The organism is Stenotrophomonas sp. STEN021, from assembly GCF_056760175.1.
The window spans coordinates 1-22,008 of the sequence record NZ_JBRREH010000013.1 but is presented as its reverse complement, the minus strand read 5'-3'; the positions used below and the strand labels follow the sequence as shown (position 1 = coordinate 22,008).

Sequence of the window (22,008 nt, the reverse complement as noted above, 5' to 3'; positions counted from 1 at the left end):
CCGCTTGCAAAAAGGCGAGTGTGTGCATTGGGCGGGTGTAGGCGGTCTTGCTGTCCCTTTCACCGTACCACGGCGTTCTCGCCGTCAAGGGCTTCGGGCCGATGGCCCTTGCGTCCTGGCGGCCGTCTTTCGACCCCTGACTGCTTGCGCTGCGCCGTGCTTCCACGGTTCCGGGCAATTCCGCCCGAGCAACCGGAGCACGATCATGTCGCAACTGTCCTTTTCATCGTTCGATTCCCCGCTGATGGTGCGTGACGCACAGGGCCGCTACCTGCTAGCGACTGCAGAGCAGATTCTGGAGGCCGCGCGCCACGCCATCGAGCGCAAGATGCAGCGCGGTACTTCGTTCACTTCACCGGCGGCGGTCAAGGAGTATCTGTGCGCCAAGCTGGCCGGCTTCGAGCATGAAGTGTTCGCGGTGCTGTTCATGGACACGCAGCATCGGCTGATCGAATACGCTGAAATGTTCCGAGGCACCATCGACGGCGCATCGGTGTATCCGCGCGAGCTGGCCAAGGAGGCGCTGCGGCTCAACGCGGCGGCGGTCATTGTTTCGCACAACCACCCGAGCGGTAGTCCCGAGCCGAGCGGTGCCGACAGGACACTGACCCAGAGGCTGAAGGAGGCATTAGGCCTGGTGGACGTGCGCGTTCTGGATCACATCATCGTCGCAGGCACCGACGCCACATCGTTTGCCGAGCGCGGGCTGATCTGACAAAAGGGGCTTCGGCCCCTTTTTTTGCTCACCCGCATGATGTGGCGATGGGAGTTGGCATGGCCTTTAGAGGCTGGACTGTGCTCAATTCCCCTTTGCCAAAGCGCCACGCGCAGTCGGCAGCGCAGCCGCCCCAACAATCCAGCAGCCCTACTCCTGAAGCGACCGAACCCGCGCTATCTCAGCGGCTCAGGTGCATGGTGCGAGAACACCAGCACCGGGCGAACCTGATCATGCCCGCCAGCCAGCGCGGCCTCCACGCGCTGGCGACACTCATCCGCCGCGTGCGTGTTCATCTCGGTATCCGGGCCGAGCTGGGCATGGATCATGACTTCCCAGGAGCGACCGATGCGTACGGTGCGAATGTCCAGCGCAACCAGGGGCACAGCTTTCAAGGCCTGCCGGATCGTGGCCTCGATCGGCTCCGTCTTGCTGGGTGGCGGTGCCATGTACAGCAGTTCGGCCAAGGCCCCCTTACCCAGCGACCAGGGAATACCGACGGTCATGGCGACCAGGGCAAGCGACAGAATCGGATCGACATAACGTGCAGCTTGTGTGTAGCCGTAAGCCTGCAACAGGTATGCAATCACGAAGGCCAGCAACGCACCGAACGCGGTCAGTGCGTCGATGACACGCGCAGCCAGGTCGCCTTGGACCAGTGGGCTTTGCAGATGACGGTAGCGCAACCAAACATAGACTGCCATACCAATAGTGACGGCCGCAGACACGAAGGCATAGAGCAGCGCGACCCCGAAGCGAATGTCGGTTCCGCCCGTGAGAAGGCTGGATACGGCGTACCAAATCGAGAGCATCGAGACACCGGCGATCAGCAGGCTCTTGATGAGGTTGACCAGAGGTTCCAGCGGCGCGTAGCCAAATGGAAAGCGTCGACTGGCGCCGAGTCGCAACAGCCGGCCGACCCGGTACGTGAAGATGCCGGTGATGAGGTACACGAGGTTGAAGAAGCCATCAAGCAAGATGGCCTGTGAACCCGTGAACGGCACTGCGATCAGGGCGAGCAGGGACACCACCGCGCCGGTGTAGATCGGTAGGCGCAGCACCTTGAGTTCAATGTCCACTGGGGTCATCGCCTGCGCCCCTGGTTCAATGTCCACGCGCTTCATTGGTCCGCGTCCTCTTTGGACACCTGAGTGCTCTTCTCAGACCTTGGAATCATGTCCAGAAGCATACGACCGATACGTTTGCGCAAGCTCGCGGGCAGCGCTTTGTTGGAGAACGATTGGTGAACCCACAGGCCGTCGGCCGCCAGGCGCACCACCCACAGCGCAGCGACGACATCCTCTTGTGCCGGGGTAGCGGGAATCCAGCGCGACAGCACCGCCGACCAAGGCGCGGCCAGGGCAGTCTGGGTAGCGCCCTCCAGCATGAGCTGCAGTTCGACTCGGGTGGATTTGCCTTGGGCGCAAGCCTGCACATAGGCCGCGAAGCGCTCTTCCGCGCTGGCCTCATGAGCCGGTTTGCCCGCGACTTTTTCCAGCAGTGCCTCCCACTGGTTCGCCAGGTGTTCGTGAATGCCCAAAAGCAAGGCATCGCGGGATGGGAAGTGGTAGAGCATACCGCCGCGCGTCAGCCCGGCCTCGGCGGCCACCGACTCGAAGGTAATCCCGGTGACGCCATCGCGATGCACCACACGGATGGCGGCGTCGAGGATCTTGCTGCGATTGCTGGGGCGCATGAGCACCGCTCCTTCAATGGGTGGCCGTGGCAGTGCCCGGCCCGTGGTGCCGTAGCAACCAGGCAGTCACCAGCGCACCCAAAGCCTGCACGCCTGCGATGACCCACAACACCACCAGATAGCCTCGATCGAAGGCGGATGATGCGGACTCGACCAGCGCGGTATTCACAGGCTCGCTGGCTTGAGCGATCTCCAGCGCCTGGGCAATCCCTGCACGTGCGGCATCGGGGACGTCAGGCGGCAAGCTCACGCCCATCGAGTAAAGCGCCCCCAGCAGGCTTCCCAACAGGGCCACGGCGATGAGACTGCCGAATTCGTATGAGACTTCCTCGACCGACGATGCCATGCCCGCTTGGGCCGGAGGCACGTTGCCGACGATGGCGCTGGAGGCCACTGCCATCACAGCGCCAAGGCCTGCGCCATTGAGAACCATCCCGGCTACCAGCCACCCCAGGCCCAGGTGAAGGCCGGCTGTGGTGGCGAGTGCGCCAATGGCACCCGCCGCCAGTCCGCCGGCGATGAGAACCCGCAATCCCAGCCGGTGAAGGAAAGCCCCGCCCAGCAAGGCCGTAGGCAGCGATCCTATCGCCACTGCCGAGACCAGCAAACCGGCCTGCAGCGGCGTGAAGCCAGCGACCAGTTGGAAGCGTTGGGTGGTCACCAGCTGCATGCCGCCGATGGTGAACATCGCGAACGCGGCAGCCAGCACACCCGCGCTGAAAGCAGGCTTGCGGAAGATCTTGAAATCAAGCAGCGGCGAGCGCAGACGCGCCTGCCGCCGGACAAATAGCCAACCGCCTGCGGCGGCGACTGCCAGCGCAGCGCCTGCCAACGGCCACGAGGGTCCGGCGTGCGCGACTTCCTTGATGGCGACGACGAGGCCGGACAGGGTCAACAGAGCCAGGATCGAGGACCACAGATCCCAGGGTTTGTCGCTCTCTACCGTTCCTTTGGGCGCGAACGCCAGGGTGCCGATGAAGGCCAGCACGACCACCGGCACGTTGAGCAGGAACACCGAACCCCACCAGAAATGCGACAGCAGCAGGCCTCCGATGATCGGGCCGAGCGCAGCGCCCACTACCGACAGACTGCCCCATACGGCGATGGCGATATTGCGTTCGCGCTCGTTGTCGAAGGTGATGCGGATCAGCGCCAGGGTTGCCGGCATCATGGCCGCCGCACCCACCGCAAGGAATGCCCGTGCGGCGATCAGCAGCGAAGCAGTCGGTGAAAACGCTGCGGCCAGGGATGCAACGCCAAAAATCACCAGGCCGAACAGGAACATGCGCCGATGGCCGATGCGGTCGCCAAGCGTGCCCGTGCCTAGCAGCAGGCCTGCCATAACCAGCGGATAGGCGTTAATGATCCATAGCCCTTGCGTGGCGCTGGCGTGCAGCTCGTGGGTCAGCGTTGGCAGCGCCGTGTAAAGCACCGAGTTGTCCAAGGTCACCAGGAGAAGGCCGGCGGCGACGGTTACCAGCAGGGACCAGCGCTGGGATTTGGAGGGAATCATAGGCAAGCAGGCTCCTGGGCTGGTTACAAGCGGCCGCGAACTGATGCGGCAGGGCTCCCGCAGGTGCATTGGCGGAGAGTATAGGAATTATAACTATACAGGATGACTTGTATAGTTATTGTGAAAAACAAGAATTCAAACTACCGCTTCATTAGCGTCTCTGGCCATTAAGCATGGCCGGTCGCGCTGTCGTGCTGCGCATCGAACCCCCTTCGGGGTTTCGCCCCTGACGGGCTTCCATCGTTCCCTCGCTCCGCTCGGCTGACGCCTTCGGCCCGGCTTCCAGCTTCGGGCCTGCGCGCTTCGCTTGCGTGCGGTTCGGCACATCGAGGCGGCCGTTGCCATGTCCAGCCGTCTCCCCTGACTTCATCACCTTCTCCGCGACCGTAGCCCGCTCCCGTGTGCCGTCAAGGCGCGCAGGGCCGTGTCCTCGGCTGCGCCTGCGGGCCGCACCAACCCTGCGCTTGTCTCCTTGACGGCCCCCGTCCGCGCGCTCCTTTGGCCGCGGGCGATGAACTCAGGAAAGACGGTGGCAACAGGGCCAACCGGGTTCCTCGTGCCAACCGCACAGAACAGCCGAAAGGCTGGGCTCCGAATCTAGGAATCCGGTGTGCGGCTTGAACAGCAAACCCTTTTTGTCAGGAGAAAGACCATGCAACTCGCATCCCGTTTCGCTTCCCGTTCCCCCTCGCTGCGCAGCGACTACCCGCTGACCGATGACCAGATTCACCGGGTAGCGCCGTCCATCTTCGCGGACGCGCCGCATGAAAGCCGTTCGCAGCGGTACGCCTATATCCCCACCGCCGCCGTGCTGGCCGAGCTTCGCAAAGAAGGGTTCCAGCCCTTCATGGTGACGCAAACCCGCGTGCGCGATGAAGGCAAGCGCGAGCATACGAAACACATGCTGCGCCTGCGCCACGCCAGCCAGATCAACGGCGCGGAGGCCAATGAAATCGTGTTGTTGAACTCGCACGATGGCACGAGCAGCTATCAAATGCTCGCAGGCATGTTCCGGTTCGTGTGCAGCAATGGGCTGGTGTGTGGCGACACCGTGGCCGATGTGCGCGTACCCCACAAGGGCGACGTTTCCGGGCATGTCATCGAAGGCGCTTACGAAGTCTTGCGCGGCTTCGACCGGGTGAAGGATTCCCGCGATGCCATGCGCGCGATCACGCTGGACGAAGGCGAGGCCGAAGTATTCGCCCGCGCCGCGCTGGCCCTCAAGTACGACCCCACCGACAACAAGCCCGCGCCCATCACCGAATCGCAAATCCTGATGCCGCGCCGGTTCGACGACCGCCGCCCGGACTTGTGGAGCGTGTTCAACCGCACGCAAGAAAACCTGACCAAAGGCGGATTGCATGGCCGCAGCGCCAACGGACGCCGCCAGCAGACCCGCCCCGTGCAGGGCATTGATTCCGATGTGCGCCTCAATCGCGCCCTCTGGATGCTGGCCGATGGCCTGCGCCAGTTGAAAGCCTGATTCCCCACGCGGCAGGGCAGGCAGCAGCCCTTGCCGCATCCCTCGCTGCTGCATCCCTGAACCGTTAGGAGTTATCACCATGAACGCCGTCACCTACACCGAAGCCCGCGCCGTCAATGCCGCCGCCGCTGTCCCGCTGGAAGCCGCCGACCCGACCAAGAACCTGATACTGGTTCCGCTGTCGCGGCTGGTGTTGCGCCCCACGGGCCGCAACGTGCGCAAGACCCCGCGCATGTCCATCCCCGAACTGGCCGCATCCATCCAGCGCGTGGGCCTGCTGCAAAACCTGATCGTGATTGCCGCCGCCGATGGCGAGCATTACGAAGTCGTGGCCGGTGGCCGTCGCCTCGCAGCCCTCAAGCTGCTGGCGAAGAAGCACCGCATCAGCAAGGAATGGGAGGTGCCTTGCCTGCTGGTGGCCGATGGTACGGCCCGAACCGCGAGCCTCACCGAGAACGTGCAGCGCGAAGCGATGCACCCGGCAGACCAGTTCGAGGCGTTTGCCGCGCTGGTGGCCGAAGGCCGACCCATCGAGGACATTGCAGCGGATTTTTCCGTCACGCCGCTGGTGGTGCAACGCCGCCTGAAACTCGCCAATGTCTCGCCGCGCCTGATGGCCGACTATCGGGCCGATGCCGTGAACCTTGACCAGTTGATGGCCCTTGCCATCACCGACGACCACGCCGCGCAGGAAACCGCCTTCTACGACGCGCCGACGTGGCAGCGCCAGCCGTCCGCGCTGCGCGACCGCCTCACCGAGCGCGAGATTGACGCCTACCGGCATCCGCTGGTGCGCTTCGTCGGGCTGGACACCTACGAAGCCGCAGGCGGTGGCGTGCGCCGTGACCTGTTCGCCGAAGGTGACGCGGGCGTGTATCTGACCGATGCCGCGCTGCTGGAACGGCTGGCACAAGACCGGCTGGCGGGCATCGCCGCCGAGGTGAAGGCCGAAGGCTGGGCGTGGGTGGATGCCACGCCCGCCGTGACCCATGCTGACCTGCACGCTTTCCAGCGTGCGCCGAGGGAACGGCGCGAACCGACCAAGCGCGAAGCGCAGCGCATCGAGAAGCTGCAATCCAAGATGCAGGAACTGGCCGCAGCCGTGGATGACGCGCTGGACGCCGACGACGAGGAAAAGGCCGACGCCTTGCAGGAAGAAGGCGAAGCCGTGGGCGAGCAATTGCAGGCGCTGGAAGATGGCTTGCAGGACTACAGCCCGACCGTGAAGGCCGCAGCCGGTGCCATCGTCACCATCGACCGCAACGGGCAGGCCGTGATTCATCGCGGGCTGATGCGCGAGGCCGAAGCCAAGGCGCTGCGCACGCTGGAAAGGCTGCGGCAGGGTTTCGGCGGCACGGAAGCCGAGAACGACGATGAAGGCGAGGACGGAGACAGCGACGCGCAGCCCAAGACTGCAGCCATGTCCGACAAGCTGGCGCAGCGGTTGAGCGCCCACCGCACCGTCGCGCTGCAAGTCGAAGTCGCCCGGCATCCGCAAGTGGCGCTGGCCGCACTGGTGCATGGCATGGTGCAGACCGTCCTGCAGGGAAGCCACTACGGCCACGACCTGCCGCTGGGCGTGCGCCTGACCGTGAAAGACCGGCTGGAAGGCTTGGCCCCGGACATACCGGATTCGCCCGCTGCTGTGGCGCTGCGCGAGTTGCAGCAGGTGGCAGGCGAAGCCTTGCCGGAGGACAGTGCCGAACTGTTCGCCGTGCTGCTGGCGAAGTCGCAAGATGAACTGGTGCGGCTGCTGGCGGTATGCGTGGCCGTCACGGTGGACGTGGTGACACCCCGCGCCACGCAGCAGCAACCGGGCGCGGAACTGGCGCAGGCCGTGGGGCTGGACATGGCCGCATGGTGGAAGCCCACCAATGAGGGTTATTTCCGGCATGTGCCGAAGGCCGCGATTCTGGAAGCCATAGAGCAGTACGCCCCGGCGCACGTCACCCGGCTGGCGAAGTTGAAGAAGGCCGACATTGCCAGCGAAGCCGAGCGGCTGGCGGACGGCACCGGCTGGATGCTCGCCATCTTCGCCGCCGAAGCCCCGGAGCAGCAGGCGGCGCAGGACGTGGCGACGGATGCGGAACCCGACACCACGGACACCGCCGCCATGACCGATGAACCGGCCGAGGCATTGGCTGCGTGACCCTGTCCCGATAAGCGCCCCGGTTCCGACCGGGGCGCTTCACGTCGAGGATGCCGACCATGACCCACACCCATACGAGCCGCCCACGCATGGGCGCAACCTATGCCCCCGGCACGGTACGCGCCCGCCGCTGGCATGGCGATGGCGACGTGCGCGGCTACCGTCCGCCTCACGGCTGGACGGCCCGCGCCGACCTGACAGACATTCACCCCATCACAGGCCGCGCCTTGCCGTGTGCCGTGTGGTGGATTGTCGAGACGAAGGAGTAACCCGATCAGCACCGCGCCCAGGCCGTGCCGTCCTGGGCGCGGTAAAATGCAAATCCGGGCGCGGCGGTGGCCGCGCCCAGTGTTCAAAGCCTGCCGCTACTTCGCTCCACCCGCAGCCGGAGTGCGTGGAAGGCCCGCGCCAACGGCATGGTCTATGACATAGAGCCAACGACCATCCGGCTGCATACGCACCAGTTCGGCAGAACTTCCCGATGCGACCACAGCGCCATCGTCGGCGGTCAGCTCCCAGTCCGCGCGAAGCAGGGCCAGATCGCCATGAAGGATGCAGAAATTGTTGTGCGAAGCCATCCGGCCCGGCACTTGGAGAAGTTGCGTCAACGCACCCTCAATAGCTTCAAGGCCCGTCAGATTCGTGTTGCCCCCATTGGTGCGCAATACGGCCCCCGGCTCGTACAGTGCGAGCAGATTGCCTACGTTGCGGCTGTTGAATGCGTTGGCGAACGTGGCGTTCATGCGCTCGGGCGATGTGACGTCGAATGTCATGATGGCGTTTCCATTGATGTCGAAGCGGGCGATGATGGATGGAGTGGATTGAACTCACCAAACGGAAAGAACAGAACGGAACACGCCCAATGAGCGAACACACACTGGAGCCGCCCACGCCGCGCCGGCCATCGGAATGTCCGGTGGAGGACTTGCTGGCCTTTCTCGGTCATCGCTGGAATGCCCTTGTGCTATGGCATCTGCAAGAGGGCAAGAGGCGGCACAGCGAACTTGCGGCCGCTCTTCCCGGCGTATCGCCCAAGGTGTTGTCCGAACGCTTGCAGGGGTTGGAAGGCCGGGGCTTGCTTGAGCGTTGCACCATGCCGGTGTTCCCAAGAGAAGTGGCCTATGGCCTGACGCACTCGGGGAAGGCGTTGCTGCATATTCTCGATCAGTTGGAGATTTGGTCTTGTCAGTTCGATCAAGGCGCGGTCGCTGGCAGCGGCTGGCCACCGGCAGAACCAGCACTTCCCTGACGCGCAGGGAAGCCTTCGCATCTCGCTGATGGGCGTGTCGGCGCGGTGCGCCGTCGGGCTTTGCGGGCTGCGCCCCGTGCCGACTTCGCCGTCACGGCCATTCGGCTTCAATCCCTCACGCCTTCGCGCCTATGGCGCTGCGCGCTCCGCTTGCGTGGAAGGCAGCGCCCCGCCGCAAAGGGCGGGACTTGTGCGGGCCTACGCCCCGGCTTGCTGCGGCAGGTTGTGCAAAAGCGTGCCGTCCTCGACGCTGGCGGTTCGTCGCCTGTACGTCATGAAGGACGGTTCACCGACACACCGCCCGGCCTTGCAATGGAGCTTCCACACCACGCCTCACGCAAAGGGCCGCAAGCAGCGAGAGGGGCGCTTTCACCTTGTCGCTTGGCATTGTCCTTGCCCGTGTCAGGGCGCAGGCAGGTGAAGCCGTCACGCGGGGATGCCGAGTCGGCCATGTCTCTATTCGGGAGCGGGCGGCCAGTACGTCCTTGTGTTGTTTTGAATCCTGGCGGTGGCTGGGCTTCATGGCCGCAACCTTCCAGCGAAAACAATTTCCCCTGCGCTGTGCGCATTCCTCGCGGGACAAATTCTTTTCGCTTCCAGGCTCTCCACGGTGTTGCGACCGCTGCGCGGTGCGGCCAGCCCATCCCCCACCGGACGGATCACAACAAGGACGCACTGGCGCGACCTTGTTCAACCCGAAAGGAGAAATCACCATGGCTAACATCGGCACCTTCACCGCAGAGAAAGACGGCTTCACCGGCACGCTTCGCACCCTGACCCTCAACGTCAAGGTCAAGCTCGTTCCCAACGACAAGGGCGAGAACGAAAGCGCCCCGGACTTCCGCCTGCAAGCTGCCGGCCACGACTTCGGCGCGGCGTGGAAGAAAACCAGCGAGGCTGGGCGGGATTACCTGTCGGTGGCCATCGACGATCCTTCATTCCCGGCGACGGTCTATGCCCGCCTGATCGAAGGCGAGAACGGCACGCACGACCTGATCTGGTCGCGCAGCAAGCCCAAGGCGGCCTGACGACCGCCCACCGCGTCCCGCCCTTTGCGGCGGGGCGCGGTGCTGCTGATCTCAGCACCGCACGCACAGGGTTTCGCCGGTTGCTTTATGCCCCGCATGTCCTGGGGCTTGCATCGCATCGGCGATGGTCGGATGGCTCGAAGCCCGTGGCGGCAGGAACAATATGGCGTGTCGGCGCATTGCGCCGCCGGGCTTTCGGGCTGCGCCCCATGCCGCCAATGGCGTCATGTCCATTCGGCTTCAATCCCTCACGCCTTCGCGCCTGGCGGCGCTGCGCGCTCCGCTTGCGGGCATTCAGACGCGCTAGGGCGCGTCGCGCTCTTTCAGCACGGCCTCGAACTCCTGGCGCACCCGCGCCAGCAGCTCGTCGGCCTTGTGCGTGTCGTCGCCGGCATAGGCCAGCGTCAGCAACGTCAGCGGATGCACTTCCATGACCTCGCACAGCTCGGTCAGCTTGTGCAGGGTCGGGTTTTTCAGGTCGCGCTCCAGCGTACTCATATAGGTGCGGCTGGACACGTCGGAGAACGCTTCCTGGCTCAAGCCTCGCGCCTTCCTGACTGTCCGTATTGCCGTCGCCAATGAGTGTTTCGCTGCCACCAACCTGGTTCCCCCATAAAAACCAAGATGACAGCCCATTGCGCCCTATAGGGCTACAATCTATAGTGTTCATTCATGGCTGAAAGGCCGCTTTCGTGCTTTTACGGAAATCCGCCTCTACGGTTTCCGACAGAACCGGGGAATCGCATCCGTGTCTTTCCGGCTTCCGACAATTCCGCCTCGGCGCTTCTGTTCTTCTACGGATGCGATGGTTTGCGCATTCGTGCTTCCACACGGATGCACGGATGCGTTTCGGCGGTTCTGCGCTTCGGCACCAAAGCGCATCCGCGCATCCTCGGTTTCGTGAGGAGGCTGCCCATGACCCTGCCGCTTGTCACCGCTGATGAACGCGCGCGGCTGCTGACCCACGGCCAGGCGCTAGCCGCTGTTCAGCGATTCGATCCACTGCCGGTGGTACGTCTGTTCACCCCGGACGCGCACGCGACCTGGCTGCTGGTGTCTCTCGACCCTGCGGATACCGATACGGCCTACGGCCTGATCGACCTCGGTATCGGGATGCCTGCGCTCGGGACGGTCAAGCTATCCGACCTGGCCGGCATCGTGGGGCCGCGCGGATTACCAGTGCGACGGGATCGGTATTTCCTAGCGGTGCGTCCGCTGTCGGAGTATGTCCGGCTGTCGCAGGAGGATGGTTCGATCAGTGACTGATGAACCCCAGCGCGGACCGGCCAGCCGGGGAGCATTGTGACTATTTCAGTCATTGCCAAGACCGTGCAGGTCTTAATCCGTATTGATGCACTGAAGCGGTGCCAGCCTGATGCAAACAGTCATGATCTTTTGCGTGGGCTCCGGCACGGTATCTGATGCGGCGCACCATTTTTGGGGTTGCGCAGCCGTCGCATTCAGACGATTTCCGCAACACGCCGGAGCCAAACGGTCTTGACACCCAAAACTACAGCTTAGCCCTTCTTGATGACGACCTGATGGCAATTCGATAGCTATCGTGCGGCGGAATCCGTGGCGACGAACCCCAAGCACAGGGAGGTCTCGCCATGACTGATCGCAGCGCCGAACACTGGTATCCCACAGCGGCCTATCTCTACGTTCTGCACCTTGATGGCCCCGCGCTGGCCTGGGAATACCTGCGCAGGAATCCCGACTATCGCCGCGACTGGCTGCGCCGCCACCGACGGCGGGACGCGCCGCAGACTTGGGGCCTGCGCCTGCTGGAAGACCCAGCCCTGGATGCGCGCGACGCGCATCCGATCTGGTTCCCCGATCACGATGCCGTGGTGCAGCTCTACCCGGATGCCGACCCACCACCTGCGGCCCATGCCTTCGAGTTCTGGCGCGTACCGGGCCGCAAGCAACTGATCCACGACGGCAAGCGCCTGGTGCTGGTGTCACACTGGCCCGGCTGCTGCCTGCGGCTCGCGCTCGGGCCGGGTCTGGAAGACGGCATGGCCTACCTCTATGCCACCCGCGCCTGCGCCAAGCCCTGCGCGCGCTATCGCACGCTCACGGCCGAGCTGGACGCTCTGGCCGCAGCCACGGTTGGCGTGCCTGCGGCGGCGGCCCGTTCCCGGCCCACGCCGGCCGCGGTGCTGGAACTGCACACCTTGCAGGCGCTCGATGCGACCCAGGCGGGCGCGTCCTTGCGCGAAATCGCCGAAGGGTTGTTCGGCGTGGATGCGGTCGCCGCCGACTGGCACAAGGACAGCGCCTTGCGTGCCCGCGTGCGGCGGCTGGTACGTCGTGGCGAGGCGCTGATGCGCGGCGGCTATCGCCGCCTGGCACAGCTTCCGCCGCCGTTGCAGTAGGGGGGACGTTTCGCGTCCCCCGCAGATCGTCCCTTAGCAAGCAGCCTCGCTTTCTTGAAAGTGCCTCTATCCGGCCGCGTGGTGTGGCCGGGCTTGATGGAGGTACATCCCATGCGACCCGCTCCCTTGCGGCCTGCCGCCGCTGCTGCCGCTGCGCCTGCGCAGCCCCAACGCTACCTGACCAACGACGAAGCCGCCGAATACCTGCGCCTGTCGCCACGCACGCTGGAGAAACAGCGCGTGATCGGCGGCGGGCCGAAGTTCCGCAAGTTCGGCCGCCGCGTCATGTACGCCGTGTCCGACCTCGATGCCTGGGCCGACCAGCGCAGCTACGAGGCGACTTCCGACCCGGAATATGCCGAGCGGCATGCGGGCGACTACCGTGATGGCCGCTGATTTCTGGCTCGCCGGTGGCCATCGCCATGTCCAGCCCATCGCTGCCCCTGCGGCAGCGACCAGTGCAGCAGCGCGAACAGCTCGACCTGTTCCGCGCGCTGCCGGGCGACATGGCGCCGCGCGACAGCCAGGACTTGATGGCCTTTCCGTTCTTCTCGCTGGCGAAGTCGCGCCGCACGGCGCCGATCGACTTCCGCGCCGGTGGCATCACCATCCGAGTGGAGGGTACGCAGGAGCACGGCATTGCCACAATCTGGGATGCCGACATCCTGATCTGGGCCGCCTCGCAGATCGTGGAAGCCCGCGATGCGGGCATTCCGACCTCGCGGCTGATGCAGGTGCGCCCCTACGAGATCCTGCGTTTCATCGGGCGCGGCACGTCGCTGCGCGACTACCAGCGCCTGAAAGCGGCCCTGGATCGCCTGCAATCGACAACGGTGGCCACGTCCATCCGCGAGACGACCGGACGGCGCCTGCATCGCTTTTCGTGGGTGAACGAATGGCGCGAGCTGGCCGATGCCAGCGGCACGCCGCTGGGCATCGAACTGATCCTGCCGGACTGGTTCTACGCGGGCGTGGTGGACGCCGCCCTGGTACTGACCATCGACCCGACGTACTTCCGGCTCACGGGCGGCATCGAACGCTGGCTGTACCGGCTGGTGCGCAAGCATGGCGGCCGGCAGGAGCACGGCTGGCAATTCGATTTCCAGCACCTGTACCGCAAGTCCGGCAGCGTGGCGCGCTTCTACGACTTCGCCGCCGACTTGCGCACCCTGGTGGCGCGGCAGTCGTTGCCCGGCTACGTCCTGGGCATCGAGCGCATGCCCGGCGAGAAAACCGAACTGCTGACCTTTCGGCCCGTGCCGCCCACGGCACGGGGATAAGTCTGGGAAAACCTGTTAATTCACTCGTGCTATCAGGCAACAGGAGGCTCGTGCTATCAGGCAACAAATCCTCGTGCTATCAGGCAACAAAATCGGCCGCAAAGCCGCGCCAGCATTGGGTTTTCGCGCCCCTTAACTTCCCTAACAGTAAATACATAACTTTTAGTAGAAGCGCGCCGTTTCGGTGGACAACCACCCAACGGCACCACACGCAGAAGCGAAAGACCGGCTTTCCAACACGGAGGGCCGCGCCATGATCCTCGCTCTGCTCAACCAGAAAGGCGGTGTCGGCAAGACCACGCTCGCCACGCACATCGCGGGCGAACTGGCGCTGCGCGGCCAGCATGTCGTCCTGCTCGATGCCGACCCGCAGGGTTCCTCGCTGGACTGGACGCAGCGCAGAAGCCAGCAAGGCTTGCCACGGCTGTTCAGCGCCGTGGGCCTGGCCCGTGAAACGCTGCATCAGGAAGCGCCAGAACTCGCCAGGCGGGCCGATCACGTCGTTATTGATGGGCCACCCAGGATCGCCGCCTTGGCGCGCTCCGCGCTGCTGGCGGCCGAGCGTGTGCTGATCCCGGTGCAGCCCAGCCCCTATGACGTGTGGGCCAGCGCAGAGATGGTGGCGCTCATCCGCGAGGCGCAGGTGTTCCGGCCGCTGCTCCGCGCAGCCTTCGTCATCAACCGGCGCGTCAGCACCACCATCATCGGCCGTGAGGCGCGGCAATCGCTGGCAGAACAGCCGCTGCCTGCGCTGCGCTCGGAAGTGCATCAGCGCATCGTGTTCGCCGACAGCGTGGCCGCTGGCCGGCTCGCACGCGAGACAGCACCTAACAGCGCCGCCGCCCGCGAAATCACGGCCCTGGTGGACGAACTGCTGCGGTGGACGCCATGACAGCGCAGCAGCCACCCAACCGCAAACGCATGGGCAAGCGCGTCGGCATCGGCGCACGTCCGCCCGCGAATCCGCACGCCGAGGCGTGGATTCGCCAGGGCGACGCCGATGCGCTGGGCAAAGGCGACCTCTACACCGCGCGCCTGACCCTCGACATTACGCCCGCGCTGCGGGCGCGCATCAAGGTGTCGGCCTTCACGCGAGGCGTGACTGTGGCCGACCTGCTGCGCGGCCTGCTGGAGCGGGAGTTTCCCGAGAACCACAGGGAGAACACACCATGACTGCATCCGCTTCGCCTGCCGCTGGCGCGGCCACGGCTACGCCACAGCCATCATTTATCGTGCCTTCCGGCCAACCCGCCAGCGCGCCGCTGACGCGCGTGGCGCTGGCCTACATCGAGGCCCGTTTCAAGCTCTACCTGCGCTTCGGTGAACCGGCACGCACGCTGCGCCTGGACGACTGGCGGCGCTGCGCGGTGTTCCTGCCGGGCGCGATGCTCTGCCGCATCCGCTGGCAGGCCAACGACTACGGCACGATCCGCTGGCAGCTCATGGTGATGCAGGCTTGCACGCCACTGGACGCGGCGCAGCGCATCCCCGGCGTGCAGCCGGGCGCGCGCCTGTTGCTGCACACCGAAGGCGACGCCAACGTGCGCGCCGTGCTGGAACGCATCGACGGCATCGAGGCGCAGGGCATCGCCGTCATCGACGTGTCGCCCGCGTACTGGCGCACGCTGGGCAACCGTCTTGCAGCGCGTTCGCCGCTGCCCGAATACACCGCCGAGCGGCACGCTGCTTGGCTGGCCGGGAAGGTGCTGCCATGACCGCCCCGACCACCACACCCAACGCGCCCGACGTGGCGCCGCGTCCTCGCTCGCGCCTGCGCGCTCGCATCGTCGTGGTGACACTGGCCGCCCTCGGCTTCGCTGCGCTGGCCTGGGCGGCTTTCGTGTCGCCGCTGCCGCGCCTGACCTACAACCCGTCCGACAGCGTGGCGGTCGGCTGGTATCGCATCGAGCCGTTCGACCCGTGCACCGCCTCGCTGCCACGTCCGTTGTCCGTGGACAGCATCGTGCTGGTGCCGCTGCCGACCAGGGCCGCCATGCTGGCAGCACAGCGCGGCTATCTGCCGACCCGCGTGCCGCTGCTCAAACGTGTGGGCGCGGTCGCGCCGCAACACGTCTGCATCGTCGCCGGTCAGGTACGCATCGACGGCGTGCCGGTCGCCGCCGTGCTGCCTGCCGACCGGCTGGGCCGGGCGCTGCCGTCCTTGCAGCTTTGCCGCCGCCTTGAACCGGGCGAACTGTTCTTGTTGAGCGTGACGAATCCGGCATCGTTCGACAGCCGCTACTTCGGCCCGGTCAGCGCATCCGCCGTGATCGGCGTTGCGCGCCCGATCTGGCTGGAGACACGCCCATGATGGCCGCCGACTCGCTGCACGTGGCCGTGCATCTTCTCGTGCCATCGGGCGTGTCGATCCCGTGGCTTTCCGCATGTCGTCGCGCATGCAGTGCGAGCGCATCCGCGCCGCACTTCGCGCTGTCGCCGGCGCAGCCGGCCAACGTGCAGGCGTCTTGCCTCGAACGCGCCCGGCCTGCGGCCATCGCCGCGTTCGCCGGCGCGCTGGCTGCTCACGCAGCAGCACCGCCGGGCCGCCGGTGCCTGGAGCGACAGCGGAAGGCAAAGGCGGAAGGCAAGACAAAAGGACGCGGCACTAGGCCGCGTCGAAAGCCTGTCTGCACATGGGGGTGGCGCGGCACGGAGCGGCTTCGCCGCCGTGCCGCGTGGGGCGCGAAGGTCGCGCCAATGCAGGCATGTCCGCGTGCTTCGCACGACAGGACACGCCAGAGCTTGCAGGATGCGCGGCCATGAGCGACCGCCGCGACGACGATTTCCGGGTACGCCCCAGCGCCCCGAAGAACCGGGGCAAGGGTCAGGGCCAGAGCTTCGTTTCCAAGGTGCTCAAGCAGGCAGGCAAGGCCAGCAGCGGCAAGTCCTCGATGCGCCATTCCGCAGCCGGCGGCAGCGGCGCACGCGCCGGTCAGCGCCCCGGTTCACGGCTTGGGCGCGGCCACACGGCGGCGCGCTTCGCCGGGGCGAAGCTGACGCCCATGTCGCGGCGCGTGACCATCAAGACCCTGCTGGTCAACCAGCGCAACGCCAGCCCGCAGTCGCTCGCCAGGCACCTGCGCTACATTGAGCGCGACGGCGCCGGCCGCGATGGCGAACCGGGCCGGGCCTACGGGCCGCAGACCGACGAAGCCGACCTCGATGCCTTCAAGGAGCGGGCCGCCGACGACCGGCACCATTTCCGCTTCATCGTCTCCCCGGAGGACGGCGCCGAGCTGGACGACCTGCGCACCTACACCCGGCATCTGGTGAACCGGATGGAAGCCGACCTTGGCACGCGGCTGGATTGGGTGGCGGTGGATCACTGGAACACCGACAACCCGCACGCACACCTGATCGTGCGCGGACGCGACGACACCGGCAAAGACCTCATCATCGCCGGCGACTACATCGCCCACGGCTTCCGCCATCGGGCCGCCGAACTGGCGACCGAATGGCTGGGGCAGCGCACCGAACTGGAGATCCAGCAGACCTTGGGACGCGAGGTGAAACAGGAGCGGTGGACGAGCCTCGACCGCACATTGCAGCGTGAGGCCGGCGTGGATGGCCGGGTGCAGATCGAACGCTTCAATGAACCCCGGCTGCAACGCCAGCGGCTGCTGCTGATCGGCCGACTCCAACGCTTGCAGCGCCTGGGCCTGGCCGACGAGGTGCAGCCCGGCACCTGGGCCGTCCATGCGGACGCGGAGAAGACCTTGCGTGCCCTGGGCGAGCGTGGCGACATCATCCGCACCATGCAGCGCGCCATGAGCGGCCAGCCGCGCGAACTGGCGGTGTTCGAGCCGGGCGACGACGGCCGCACCATCGTCGGCCGCGTGGCCGGCAAGGGGCTGGCCGACGAGCTGCACGACCGCGGCTATCTGGTCATCGACGGGGTGGACGGCAAGGCCCACTACGTCGCGTTGAACGCCGGCGACGAGCTGGCGAACTATCCAACCGGATCGGTGGTGGAGGTGCGTGGTTCCGCGGAGGTACGGGCGGCCGACAAGAACATCGCCGCGCTGGCGAGCGATGGCCTGTACCGCACCGATCATCACCTGGCGATCGAGCAGGGCCGGGCCAAGCCCGACCGCGACCCGCAGCAAGTCGTCGCGGCCCACGTCCGCCGGCTGGAAGCCCTGCGCCGGGCCGGCATCGTGGAGCGCGTGGCCGAGGGGTTATGGAAGGTGCCGGACGACCTGACCGAGCGTGGCCGCCAGTACGACGCGCAACGGCTGGGCGGCGTCGCCGTGGAGCTGAAATCGCACCTGTCCATCGAGCTGCAGGCGCGCGTGATCGGAGCCACCTGGCTCGACCAGCAGTTGATCGGCGGCGGCAAGGGGCTGGGCGACTTGGGCTTTGGTGGCGAGGTCAAGAACACCCTGCAACAGCGCGCCGACTTCCTTGAAGAACAGGGGCTGGCGGAGCGGCGCGGGCAGCGAGTGATCCTGGCGCGCAACCTGCTGGGCACGCTGCGCAATCGGGAACTGGCGCAGGCCGCCAAGGACATTGCCGCCGAAACCGGCCTGGCGCATCGGCCCGCCACGGACGGGCAGCGCGTTGCAGGCATCTACCGGCGCTCCGTCATGCTTGCCAGCGGGCGCTATGCGATGCTCGATGATGGCATGGGGTTCAGCCTGGTGCCGTGGCGGCCTGTGATCGAACAGCGGCGGGGGCAGCAACTCGCAGCGACGATGCACGGTATCGGGGCATCGTGGGAAGTCGGTCGGCCAAAGGGGCCATCGTTGGGCTAGTTCCAGGTACTAGTCCTTTAAAATCTCCGTCGTCATGAAGTCTATGAGTGCTCATAGTTTCGGCGCCATATGCTTGCTGGATGACCAGAGCATGTGGAAGGTGTCCTGACGCTCGGTGCTCTCGTGCTCATGCATACGAACGCAGTGGTCTCAGTGTCGACTATCTGGATATCCAACTCACCAATTCCTTCCAATCGCTCAATCAAGTCGTATCGATCCACGTAAACGTGCGTTGAGCTGATCAACCAGCCACAAGAGACTACCGCGAATGATCCCGTGCAGGCGTGCCTGGTGGCTACGATAGAGCAGCACATGGCTGGCCTGCGCCAGCCTTCCGCGTAGCGTTGTCCCCTTGAGCAGGCCGAACTTGCCCAGCGACGCAAATGCGTCGTACTCGCCTAGTGACACCAGGGATCCAAGGTCGCGGTGCACGAAGTCAGGGGGCGTCAAGCCTCGCTCGATCACGCGCGGAAGTTGGCGGATGAGGTATTGCGCCTGCTGATGTGCAACCTGTGCTGTCGGCGGCAAGGAGCGCTGGTTGCCCGACAAAGTAAGGCTCGCGCAATCGCCCACGGCGTAGATCCGCGGGTCCTGCGTCGTCTGCAGCGAGGGCCGTACCAGTAACTGGTTGATAGCATTCGCTTCCAGCCCCGCTAGATTCGACAGCAAGTTCGCAGCCTTGACCCCGGCCGCCCAGATCTTTAGGGATGCCTCCCGCCGAGTGCCGTCGCTAAACAGGAAGGCATCGGCATCCACTGCGCTGACCCGTGTGTCGGTGTACACACGGACACCCAATTGCTCCAAACGCGCTCGGGTAGCTTCAGAGATGTCTTTGGGAAAGGCGGCCAGTAATCGCGGTCCGCTCTCGATTAAAGCAACTGACATGCGCGACATCAGGTCGTGGGCGCCATACGCCGCCGCTGATTCGGCCAGTTGCACCAATTCGGCAGCCAACTCCACGCCTGTGGCGCCGCCGCCAACTATCCCGATTGAGAGTTGGGCATCCTGCGCCACGCACTGCAGGACACGAAGTCGAATCTCCCGGTTGAATGCATCGGCCTGCTCGCGCGAGTCGATCCGGTAACAGTGGTTTGCGGCACCACGCGTCCTGAAGTCGTTCGCTTGACTGCCGATGGCAATAATCAGAGTGTCATATCCAACTATGCGGCCGGGAATCAGAAGTCGCCCGTCGTCAGCGTAGACTGCGGCGATCTGCAGTTCTCGCCGTTCCCGATTCAGGCCGCACAGCTCGCCAGGCTGGTAGACGAATCCGGTATCGCGCGCCTGCGCCAAGTAGGGTGTTTGCTGCTGCGAAACATCGCGCGTACCTGCCGCGATCATGTGCAGCATAGGCTTCCAGACGTGGGCCGAATCCCGATCGACCAGTGTGACTGTGGGCGTTCCCGGACGTCGCCATCGGCGGGCCAATGCGCTGGCAATCTCCAGCCCCGCCACGCCCCCTCCAACGATCACTAGGCGATGTCTTTGCCGCTGATCAGTCATGATAGAACCCCAAGCAGAAAGGCTGCAGGCGGAACCTGGCAGGCTTGTGAATGTGACGGCGGCAAGGCGCTGACCCACGGCATCGCCTTGGCGGCCGTCACCTTACCGGCGAAGGTATCGACGCGCACTCCCGCACCAACCTCGTTGATGCCGGAGACCTGGCTGCGCACGTGGATGCGGATACCGGCGCGCAGTGCCAGCTGTTTCAGTGAGACGATGAACTTGGCCGGATCAACGATCCACTGCAGGATCCGGGCCGCGCCGAAAGTCTGGGCGCTCGTCACCGCGACCTGCTCTGGCGACACCAAGGCGCAGTCGTAGCCGAGCTCCTGCAGTTCGGCGATTGGGTAACGGCGATGGGCTCGGGTGACCAGTAGCTGTGGACGGACTTGGGCATGGCAGCTTACCTAGTCGAGTGCGACGACTCGGCCGCAGCGGGGGATGGCAGGTCGGCGTGGCGCGCGCGCGCGTCCGAACCGGTGGCGGATGCCGTGGGCTGCTCCAGGACCCAGTCGACGACTTGGGCAGCCAACGCATCCGACGCGGCGCCGAACGCAGCTATCACGTCGGTCTCGCGTTTGCTCGCGGCGGCATGCACCACCTCAAAGCGCCGGCTGACGCCGGCGCCCGCACGGTCGCGCTCGGCCAGTTGCGCGTCGAGCCGGATCGCCACCACCGGCGCGGTGCCGCGCTGTTCGACCTGAAACGCCCGCAGCGCGCCGAGCAGGTCCAGTTCGGCGGCGGGCGCCGCACTGTCCACGTGCACGGTCAGTCGTCCATCCTGGATGAAGGCTTCGGCCAGGCGGTCGCGCAGCAGGACCGGTGCGGTATCGGCCCAGCGCAGTCCCTGCCAGGCCGCAAGGCGTCCATCGGGCTGGGCAATGATGACCCGGTCCGAATCGAGCACCCGATTGCTCGCCGGGGAATGGATGACCAGTATGGGGCCATCGGCGCGCGGCCCATGTACGCCGCTGCGCGCCTGTGCCGGGTGCTGCAACGGCAGTTGGTAGGTGGCGGCTGGCGCCTGCTTGGGCAGGATGCTGCAGGCCGGCAGCGTGGCGGCGAGCAGGAGCGCCGCGAAGGTCGCGGGCAGCTTGCGGGAAGCATGGGTCATGGGGTGGTTTCCTCGATGTTCTCGCTGCCGAGCAGGTAGCCGGCGGGGTTGCGATCCAGACGGCGCAGCACGGTGTTGAGGCTGGCCAGTGACTGCCTCAGTTCGTTCATCGCCGGGCCGGTAGCGGCCATGCCCTGATCCAGCGAGGCCGCATTGCGCTGCAATAGGGCTTCCATCCGCGCCGAACTACGCTCCAGCGAGGCCATGGCCTCACGCGTGCTGGCCAGTGCGGGGCGTCCCTCCTCGTTGAGGATCGCTTGGGCATCGTCGATCACGGCATTGGCCTGGCGCAGTGCCGCGGTTGATTCCCGGCTCGCTTCGGTCAGGTTCTTGACCAGCCCGGCCAGCTCGGTGCGCTGTCCGGCGAGCGTGCCGGTGGTGTCCTCGAGGTTCACCAAGGTCTTATGCACCAGTGCCACGTTCTCTTCGGAGAACAGTTCATGCGTGCGCAGCAAGATGCCGTTGATCGTGGTCATGGTGTTGCCGTCGCCGGAGACCAGCGAAGCCAGAGCCGAGCGCGGCGCCAGGATCAGCGGTTCCTCGCCCTCTTTCCTGGGTAGCAGCGGCACGTCAGGACCACCGTCGCTCAGCTCGATCACCGCAGCGCCGGTGATGCCGGTGATCACCAGTTCGGCCCGGGTGTCCTGGCGAATCGGAATCGAGGTCTCGATGCGCACACGGGCGATGGCCCGGCGCGGGTCCTCGGGCAGCAGTGACAAAGCAGCGACCTCACCGACGGTGATGCCGCTGTACTGGACCGGGCTGCCGATCGAGAGCCCGGTCACCGGCTCGTCGAACATGACGCGGTAGTAGTGGAAGTCACGGTCGGAACGGGCGTCGCCAAGCCACAGCGCGACGCCGAAGCCGAGCGCGGCCAGGAAAAGGACGAAGACGCCGATGGCGACGTGGCGGGCACGGGGCTCCATGATTCAGTGCACCTCTCTGATAGGCATGCGGCTGTTCGGCGCAGGCGCGCGCGACCGCGGTCGGGGGAAGGAGGCGGACCCGCGCATCACGGCGGCGCCGCGCTCGTGGATCCGGCGCGCGCCTGCGCCGCCGCGCGGCCGCGCGGGGCGGGGGAATAGGGCGGGGTACAGGGGGGGGGGGAGCGCGGCCCCCCCCCCCAGCAGTGATTGACAAGCACCA

Annotated in this window: 24 protein-coding genes; 15 read left to right on the top strand and 9 right to left on the bottom strand. The window is 65.8% G+C overall.

The genetic code is table 11. The annotated features are described in order from the left end of the window. Positions 1-205 precede the first annotated feature (205 nt). Positions 206-715, top strand: coding sequence for a JAB domain-containing protein (locus ACVOL0_RS04360; protein WP_023093924.1), 510 nt, complete (start codon positions 206-208; stop codon positions 713-715). A 176-nt stretch (positions 716-891) separates the two neighbouring features. Here the strand turns inward: ACVOL0_RS04360 and ACVOL0_RS04355 are convergent, their stop codons facing one another. The 3 genes from ACVOL0_RS04355 to ACVOL0_RS04345 are packed head-to-tail and all read right to left on the bottom strand — an operon-like array spanning position 892 to position 3,924. Then, positions 892-1,839 (bottom strand): cation diffusion facilitator family transporter, encoded by a 948-nt coding sequence (locus ACVOL0_RS04355; protein WP_023093925.1) that lies wholly within the window; start codon positions 1,837-1,839, stop codon positions 892-894. Continuing rightward, positions 1,836-2,411 (bottom strand): TetR/AcrR family transcriptional regulator, encoded by a 576-nt coding sequence (locus ACVOL0_RS04350; protein WP_023093926.1) that lies wholly within the window; start codon positions 2,409-2,411, stop codon positions 1,836-1,838. Before ACVOL0_RS04350 ends, ACVOL0_RS04355 begins: the two co-directional genes overlap by 4 nt. A 13-nt stretch (positions 2,412-2,424) precedes the next feature. After that, positions 2,425-3,924, bottom strand: a complete 1,500-nt coding sequence (locus ACVOL0_RS04345) for an MFS transporter (protein WP_023093927.1) — start codon at positions 3,922-3,924, stop codon at positions 2,425-2,427. A gap of 652 nt (positions 3,925-4,576) precedes the next feature. Between ACVOL0_RS04345 and ACVOL0_RS04340 the strand changes: the two genes are divergently transcribed. From ACVOL0_RS04340 to ACVOL0_RS04330, 3 genes are all read left to right on the top strand, one after another. Further along, positions 4,577-5,407: a DUF932 domain-containing protein gene (locus tag ACVOL0_RS04340; protein ID WP_023093928.1), complete on the top strand. Its 831-nt coding sequence runs from the start codon at positions 4,577-4,579 to the stop codon at positions 5,405-5,407. A 79-nt stretch (positions 5,408-5,486) separates the two neighbouring features. Next, the gene (locus ACVOL0_RS04335) at positions 5,487-7,556 is read left to right on the top strand and encodes a ParB/RepB/Spo0J family partition protein (protein WP_023093929.1); all 2,070 of its coding nucleotides are present in this window, start codon (positions 5,487-5,489) and stop codon (positions 7,554-7,556) included. 59 nt (positions 7,557-7,615) lie between these two features. Continuing rightward, on the top strand, positions 7,616-7,825 hold the full coding sequence (locus ACVOL0_RS04330; RefSeq protein ID WP_023093930.1) for a hypothetical protein: 210 nt from the start codon (positions 7,616-7,618) through the stop codon (positions 7,823-7,825). A 96-nt stretch (positions 7,826-7,921) separates the two neighbouring features. Here ACVOL0_RS04330 and ACVOL0_RS04325 read toward each other — a convergent pair whose 3' ends face one another. Then, positions 7,922-8,329, bottom strand: coding sequence for a YybH family protein (locus ACVOL0_RS04325; protein ID WP_023093931.1), 408 nt, complete (start codon positions 8,327-8,329; stop codon positions 7,922-7,924). Positions 8,330-8,367: 38 nt separating this feature from the next. Between ACVOL0_RS04325 and ACVOL0_RS04320 the strand changes: the two genes are divergently transcribed. Both ACVOL0_RS04320 and ACVOL0_RS04315 read left to right on the top strand, forming a co-directional pair. Next, positions 8,368-8,805 (top strand): winged helix-turn-helix transcriptional regulator, encoded by a 438-nt coding sequence (locus ACVOL0_RS04320; RefSeq protein ID WP_204326338.1) that lies wholly within the window; start codon positions 8,368-8,370, stop codon positions 8,803-8,805. A gap of 713 nt (positions 8,806-9,518) precedes the next feature. Beyond that, on the top strand, positions 9,519-9,833 hold the full coding sequence (locus tag ACVOL0_RS04315) for a DUF736 domain-containing protein (protein WP_023093932.1): 315 nt from the start codon (positions 9,519-9,521) through the stop codon (positions 9,831-9,833). Between the two features lie 303 nt (positions 9,834-10,136). Here ACVOL0_RS04315 and ACVOL0_RS04310 read toward each other — a convergent pair whose 3' ends face one another. Next, positions 10,137-10,469 (bottom strand): helix-turn-helix domain-containing protein, encoded by a 333-nt coding sequence (locus ACVOL0_RS04310; RefSeq protein ID WP_220276632.1) that lies wholly within the window; start codon positions 10,467-10,469, stop codon positions 10,137-10,139. A 36-nt stretch (positions 10,470-10,505) separates the two neighbouring features. On the opposite strand from ACVOL0_RS04310, the gene ACVOL0_RS04305 reads away from it, so the two are divergent. The 9 genes from ACVOL0_RS04305 (at position 10,506) to ACVOL0_RS04265 (ending at position 18,245) form a co-directional block, all read left to right on the top strand. Next, positions 10,506-11,099, top strand: a complete 594-nt coding sequence (locus tag ACVOL0_RS04305; RefSeq protein ID WP_441084493.1) for a DUF2958 domain-containing protein — start codon at positions 10,506-10,508, stop codon at positions 11,097-11,099. Positions 11,100-11,443: 344 nt separating this feature from the next. Continuing rightward, positions 11,444-12,211 carry a DUF2285 domain-containing protein gene (locus ACVOL0_RS04300; RefSeq protein WP_023093935.1) on the top strand — a complete coding sequence of 256 codons (768 nt, stop codon included), beginning with the start codon at positions 11,444-11,446 and terminating at the stop codon, positions 12,209-12,211. 111 nt (positions 12,212-12,322) lie between these two features. Then, positions 12,323-12,607, top strand: a complete 285-nt coding sequence (locus ACVOL0_RS04295) for a helix-turn-helix domain-containing protein (protein ID WP_023093936.1) — start codon at positions 12,323-12,325, stop codon at positions 12,605-12,607. Positions 12,608-12,621: 14 nt separating this feature from the next. Continuing rightward, positions 12,622-13,491 (top strand): replication initiator protein A, encoded by an 870-nt coding sequence (locus ACVOL0_RS04290; RefSeq protein WP_425529046.1) that lies wholly within the window; start codon positions 12,622-12,624, stop codon positions 13,489-13,491. A gap of 253 nt (positions 13,492-13,744) precedes the next feature. After that, on the top strand, positions 13,745-14,383 hold the full coding sequence (gene parA, locus ACVOL0_RS04285; protein ID WP_023093938.1) for a ParA family partition ATPase: 639 nt from the start codon (positions 13,745-13,747) through the stop codon (positions 14,381-14,383). After that, entirely contained in the window at positions 14,380-14,664 is a 285-nt protein-coding gene (locus tag ACVOL0_RS04280) for a hypothetical protein (RefSeq protein WP_023093939.1), read from the top strand. The genes parA and ACVOL0_RS04280 overlap by 4 nt, the downstream gene beginning before the upstream one ends. Further along, complete coding sequence (locus tag ACVOL0_RS04275) at positions 14,661-15,206, top strand: DUF2840 domain-containing protein (RefSeq protein WP_023093940.1); 546 nt, start codon at positions 14,661-14,663, stop codon at positions 15,204-15,206. Before ACVOL0_RS04280 ends, ACVOL0_RS04275 begins: the two co-directional genes overlap by 4 nt. After that, complete coding sequence (locus ACVOL0_RS04270; RefSeq protein ID WP_023093941.1) at positions 15,203-15,802, top strand: S26 family signal peptidase; 600 nt, start codon at positions 15,203-15,205, stop codon at positions 15,800-15,802. Before ACVOL0_RS04275 ends, ACVOL0_RS04270 begins: the two co-directional genes overlap by 4 nt. A 448-nt stretch (positions 15,803-16,250) precedes the next feature. After that, positions 16,251-18,245 carry a relaxase/mobilization nuclease domain-containing protein gene (locus ACVOL0_RS04265; protein WP_023093942.1) on the top strand — a complete coding sequence of 665 codons (1,995 nt, stop codon included), beginning with the start codon at positions 16,251-16,253 and terminating at the stop codon, positions 18,243-18,245. A gap of 198 nt (positions 18,246-18,443) precedes the next feature. Here the strand turns inward: ACVOL0_RS04265 and ACVOL0_RS04260 are convergent, their stop codons facing one another. From ACVOL0_RS04260 to ACVOL0_RS04245, 4 genes are all read right to left on the bottom strand, one after another. After that, positions 18,444-19,748: an NAD(P)/FAD-dependent oxidoreductase gene (locus ACVOL0_RS04260; RefSeq protein WP_031687786.1), complete on the bottom strand. Its 1,305-nt coding sequence runs from the start codon at positions 19,746-19,748 to the stop codon at positions 18,444-18,446. Next, positions 19,745-20,083: an FAD-dependent oxidoreductase gene (locus tag ACVOL0_RS04255; RefSeq protein WP_332880349.1), complete on the bottom strand. Its 339-nt coding sequence runs from the start codon at positions 20,081-20,083 to the stop codon at positions 19,745-19,747. Before ACVOL0_RS04255 ends, ACVOL0_RS04260 begins: the two co-directional genes overlap by 4 nt. A gap of 68 nt (positions 20,084-20,151) precedes the next feature. After that, complete coding sequence (locus ACVOL0_RS04250; RefSeq protein ID WP_023093945.1) at positions 20,152-20,862, bottom strand: ABC-type transport auxiliary lipoprotein family protein; 711 nt, start codon at positions 20,860-20,862, stop codon at positions 20,152-20,154. Continuing rightward, positions 20,859-21,788, bottom strand: coding sequence for an MlaD family protein (locus ACVOL0_RS04245; protein ID WP_023093946.1), 930 nt, complete (start codon positions 21,786-21,788; stop codon positions 20,859-20,861). Before ACVOL0_RS04245 ends, ACVOL0_RS04250 begins: the two co-directional genes overlap by 4 nt. Between the last annotated feature and the right edge of the window lie 220 nt (positions 21,789-22,008).

Excerpts from the sequence above, each read along its gene's own strand:
- ACVOL0_RS04350 (WP_023093926.1), bottom strand. The coding sequence starts at position 2,411 with ATGCGCCCCAGCAATCGCAGCAAGATCCTCGACGCCGCCATCCGTGTG.
- ACVOL0_RS04315 (WP_023093932.1), top strand. The coding sequence starts at position 9,519 with ATGGCTAACATCGGCACCTTCACCGCAGAGAAAGACGGCTTCACCGGC.
- ACVOL0_RS04300 (WP_023093935.1), top strand. The coding sequence starts at position 11,444 with ATGACTGATCGCAGCGCCGAACACTGGTATCCCACAGCGGCCTATCTC.
- ACVOL0_RS04360 (WP_023093924.1), top strand. The coding sequence starts at position 206 with ATGTCGCAACTGTCCTTTTCATCGTTCGATTCCCCGCTGATGGTGCGT.
- ACVOL0_RS04345 (WP_023093927.1), bottom strand. The coding sequence starts at position 3,924 with ATGATTCCCTCCAAATCCCAGCGCTGGTCCCTGCTGGTAACCGTCGCC.
- ACVOL0_RS04280 (WP_023093939.1), top strand. The coding sequence starts at position 14,380 with ATGACAGCGCAGCAGCCACCCAACCGCAAACGCATGGGCAAGCGCGTC.
- ACVOL0_RS04320 (WP_204326338.1), top strand. The coding sequence starts at position 8,368 with ATGGAGTGGATTGAACTCACCAAACGGAAAGAACAGAACGGAACACGC.
- ACVOL0_RS04245 (WP_023093946.1), bottom strand. The coding sequence starts at position 21,788 with ATGGAGCCCCGTGCCCGCCACGTCGCCATCGGCGTCTTCGTCCTTTTC.
- ACVOL0_RS04270 (WP_023093941.1), top strand. The coding sequence starts at position 15,203 with ATGACCGCCCCGACCACCACACCCAACGCGCCCGACGTGGCGCCGCGT.
- ACVOL0_RS04310 (WP_220276632.1), bottom strand. The coding sequence starts at position 10,469 with ATGGGCTGTCATCTTGGTTTTTATGGGGGAACCAGGTTGGTGGCAGCG.
- ACVOL0_RS04355 (WP_023093925.1), bottom strand. The coding sequence starts at position 1,839 with ATGAAGCGCGTGGACATTGAACCAGGGGCGCAGGCGATGACCCCAGTG.
- ACVOL0_RS04265 (WP_023093942.1), top strand. The coding sequence starts at position 16,251 with ATGAGCGACCGCCGCGACGACGATTTCCGGGTACGCCCCAGCGCCCCG.
- ACVOL0_RS04260 (WP_031687786.1), bottom strand. The coding sequence starts at position 19,748 with ATGACTGATCAGCGGCAAAGACATCGCCTAGTGATCGTTGGAGGGGGC.
- ACVOL0_RS04340 (WP_023093928.1), top strand. The coding sequence starts at position 4,577 with ATGCAACTCGCATCCCGTTTCGCTTCCCGTTCCCCCTCGCTGCGCAGC.
- ACVOL0_RS04325 (WP_023093931.1), bottom strand. The coding sequence starts at position 8,329 with ATGACATTCGACGTCACATCGCCCGAGCGCATGAACGCCACGTTCGCC.
- parA (WP_023093938.1), top strand. The coding sequence starts at position 13,745 with ATGATCCTCGCTCTGCTCAACCAGAAAGGCGGTGTCGGCAAGACCACG.
- ACVOL0_RS04295 (WP_023093936.1), top strand. The coding sequence starts at position 12,323 with ATGCGACCCGCTCCCTTGCGGCCTGCCGCCGCTGCTGCCGCTGCGCCT.
- ACVOL0_RS04275 (WP_023093940.1), top strand. The coding sequence starts at position 14,661 with ATGACTGCATCCGCTTCGCCTGCCGCTGGCGCGGCCACGGCTACGCCA.
- ACVOL0_RS04335 (WP_023093929.1), top strand. The coding sequence starts at position 5,487 with ATGAACGCCGTCACCTACACCGAAGCCCGCGCCGTCAATGCCGCCGCC.
- ACVOL0_RS04330 (WP_023093930.1), top strand. The coding sequence starts at position 7,616 with ATGACCCACACCCATACGAGCCGCCCACGCATGGGCGCAACCTATGCC.
- ACVOL0_RS04305 (WP_441084493.1), top strand. The coding sequence starts at position 10,506 with ATGGCTGAAAGGCCGCTTTCGTGCTTTTACGGAAATCCGCCTCTACGG.
- ACVOL0_RS04250 (WP_023093945.1), bottom strand. The coding sequence starts at position 20,862 with ATGACCCATGCTTCCCGCAAGCTGCCCGCGACCTTCGCGGCGCTCCTG.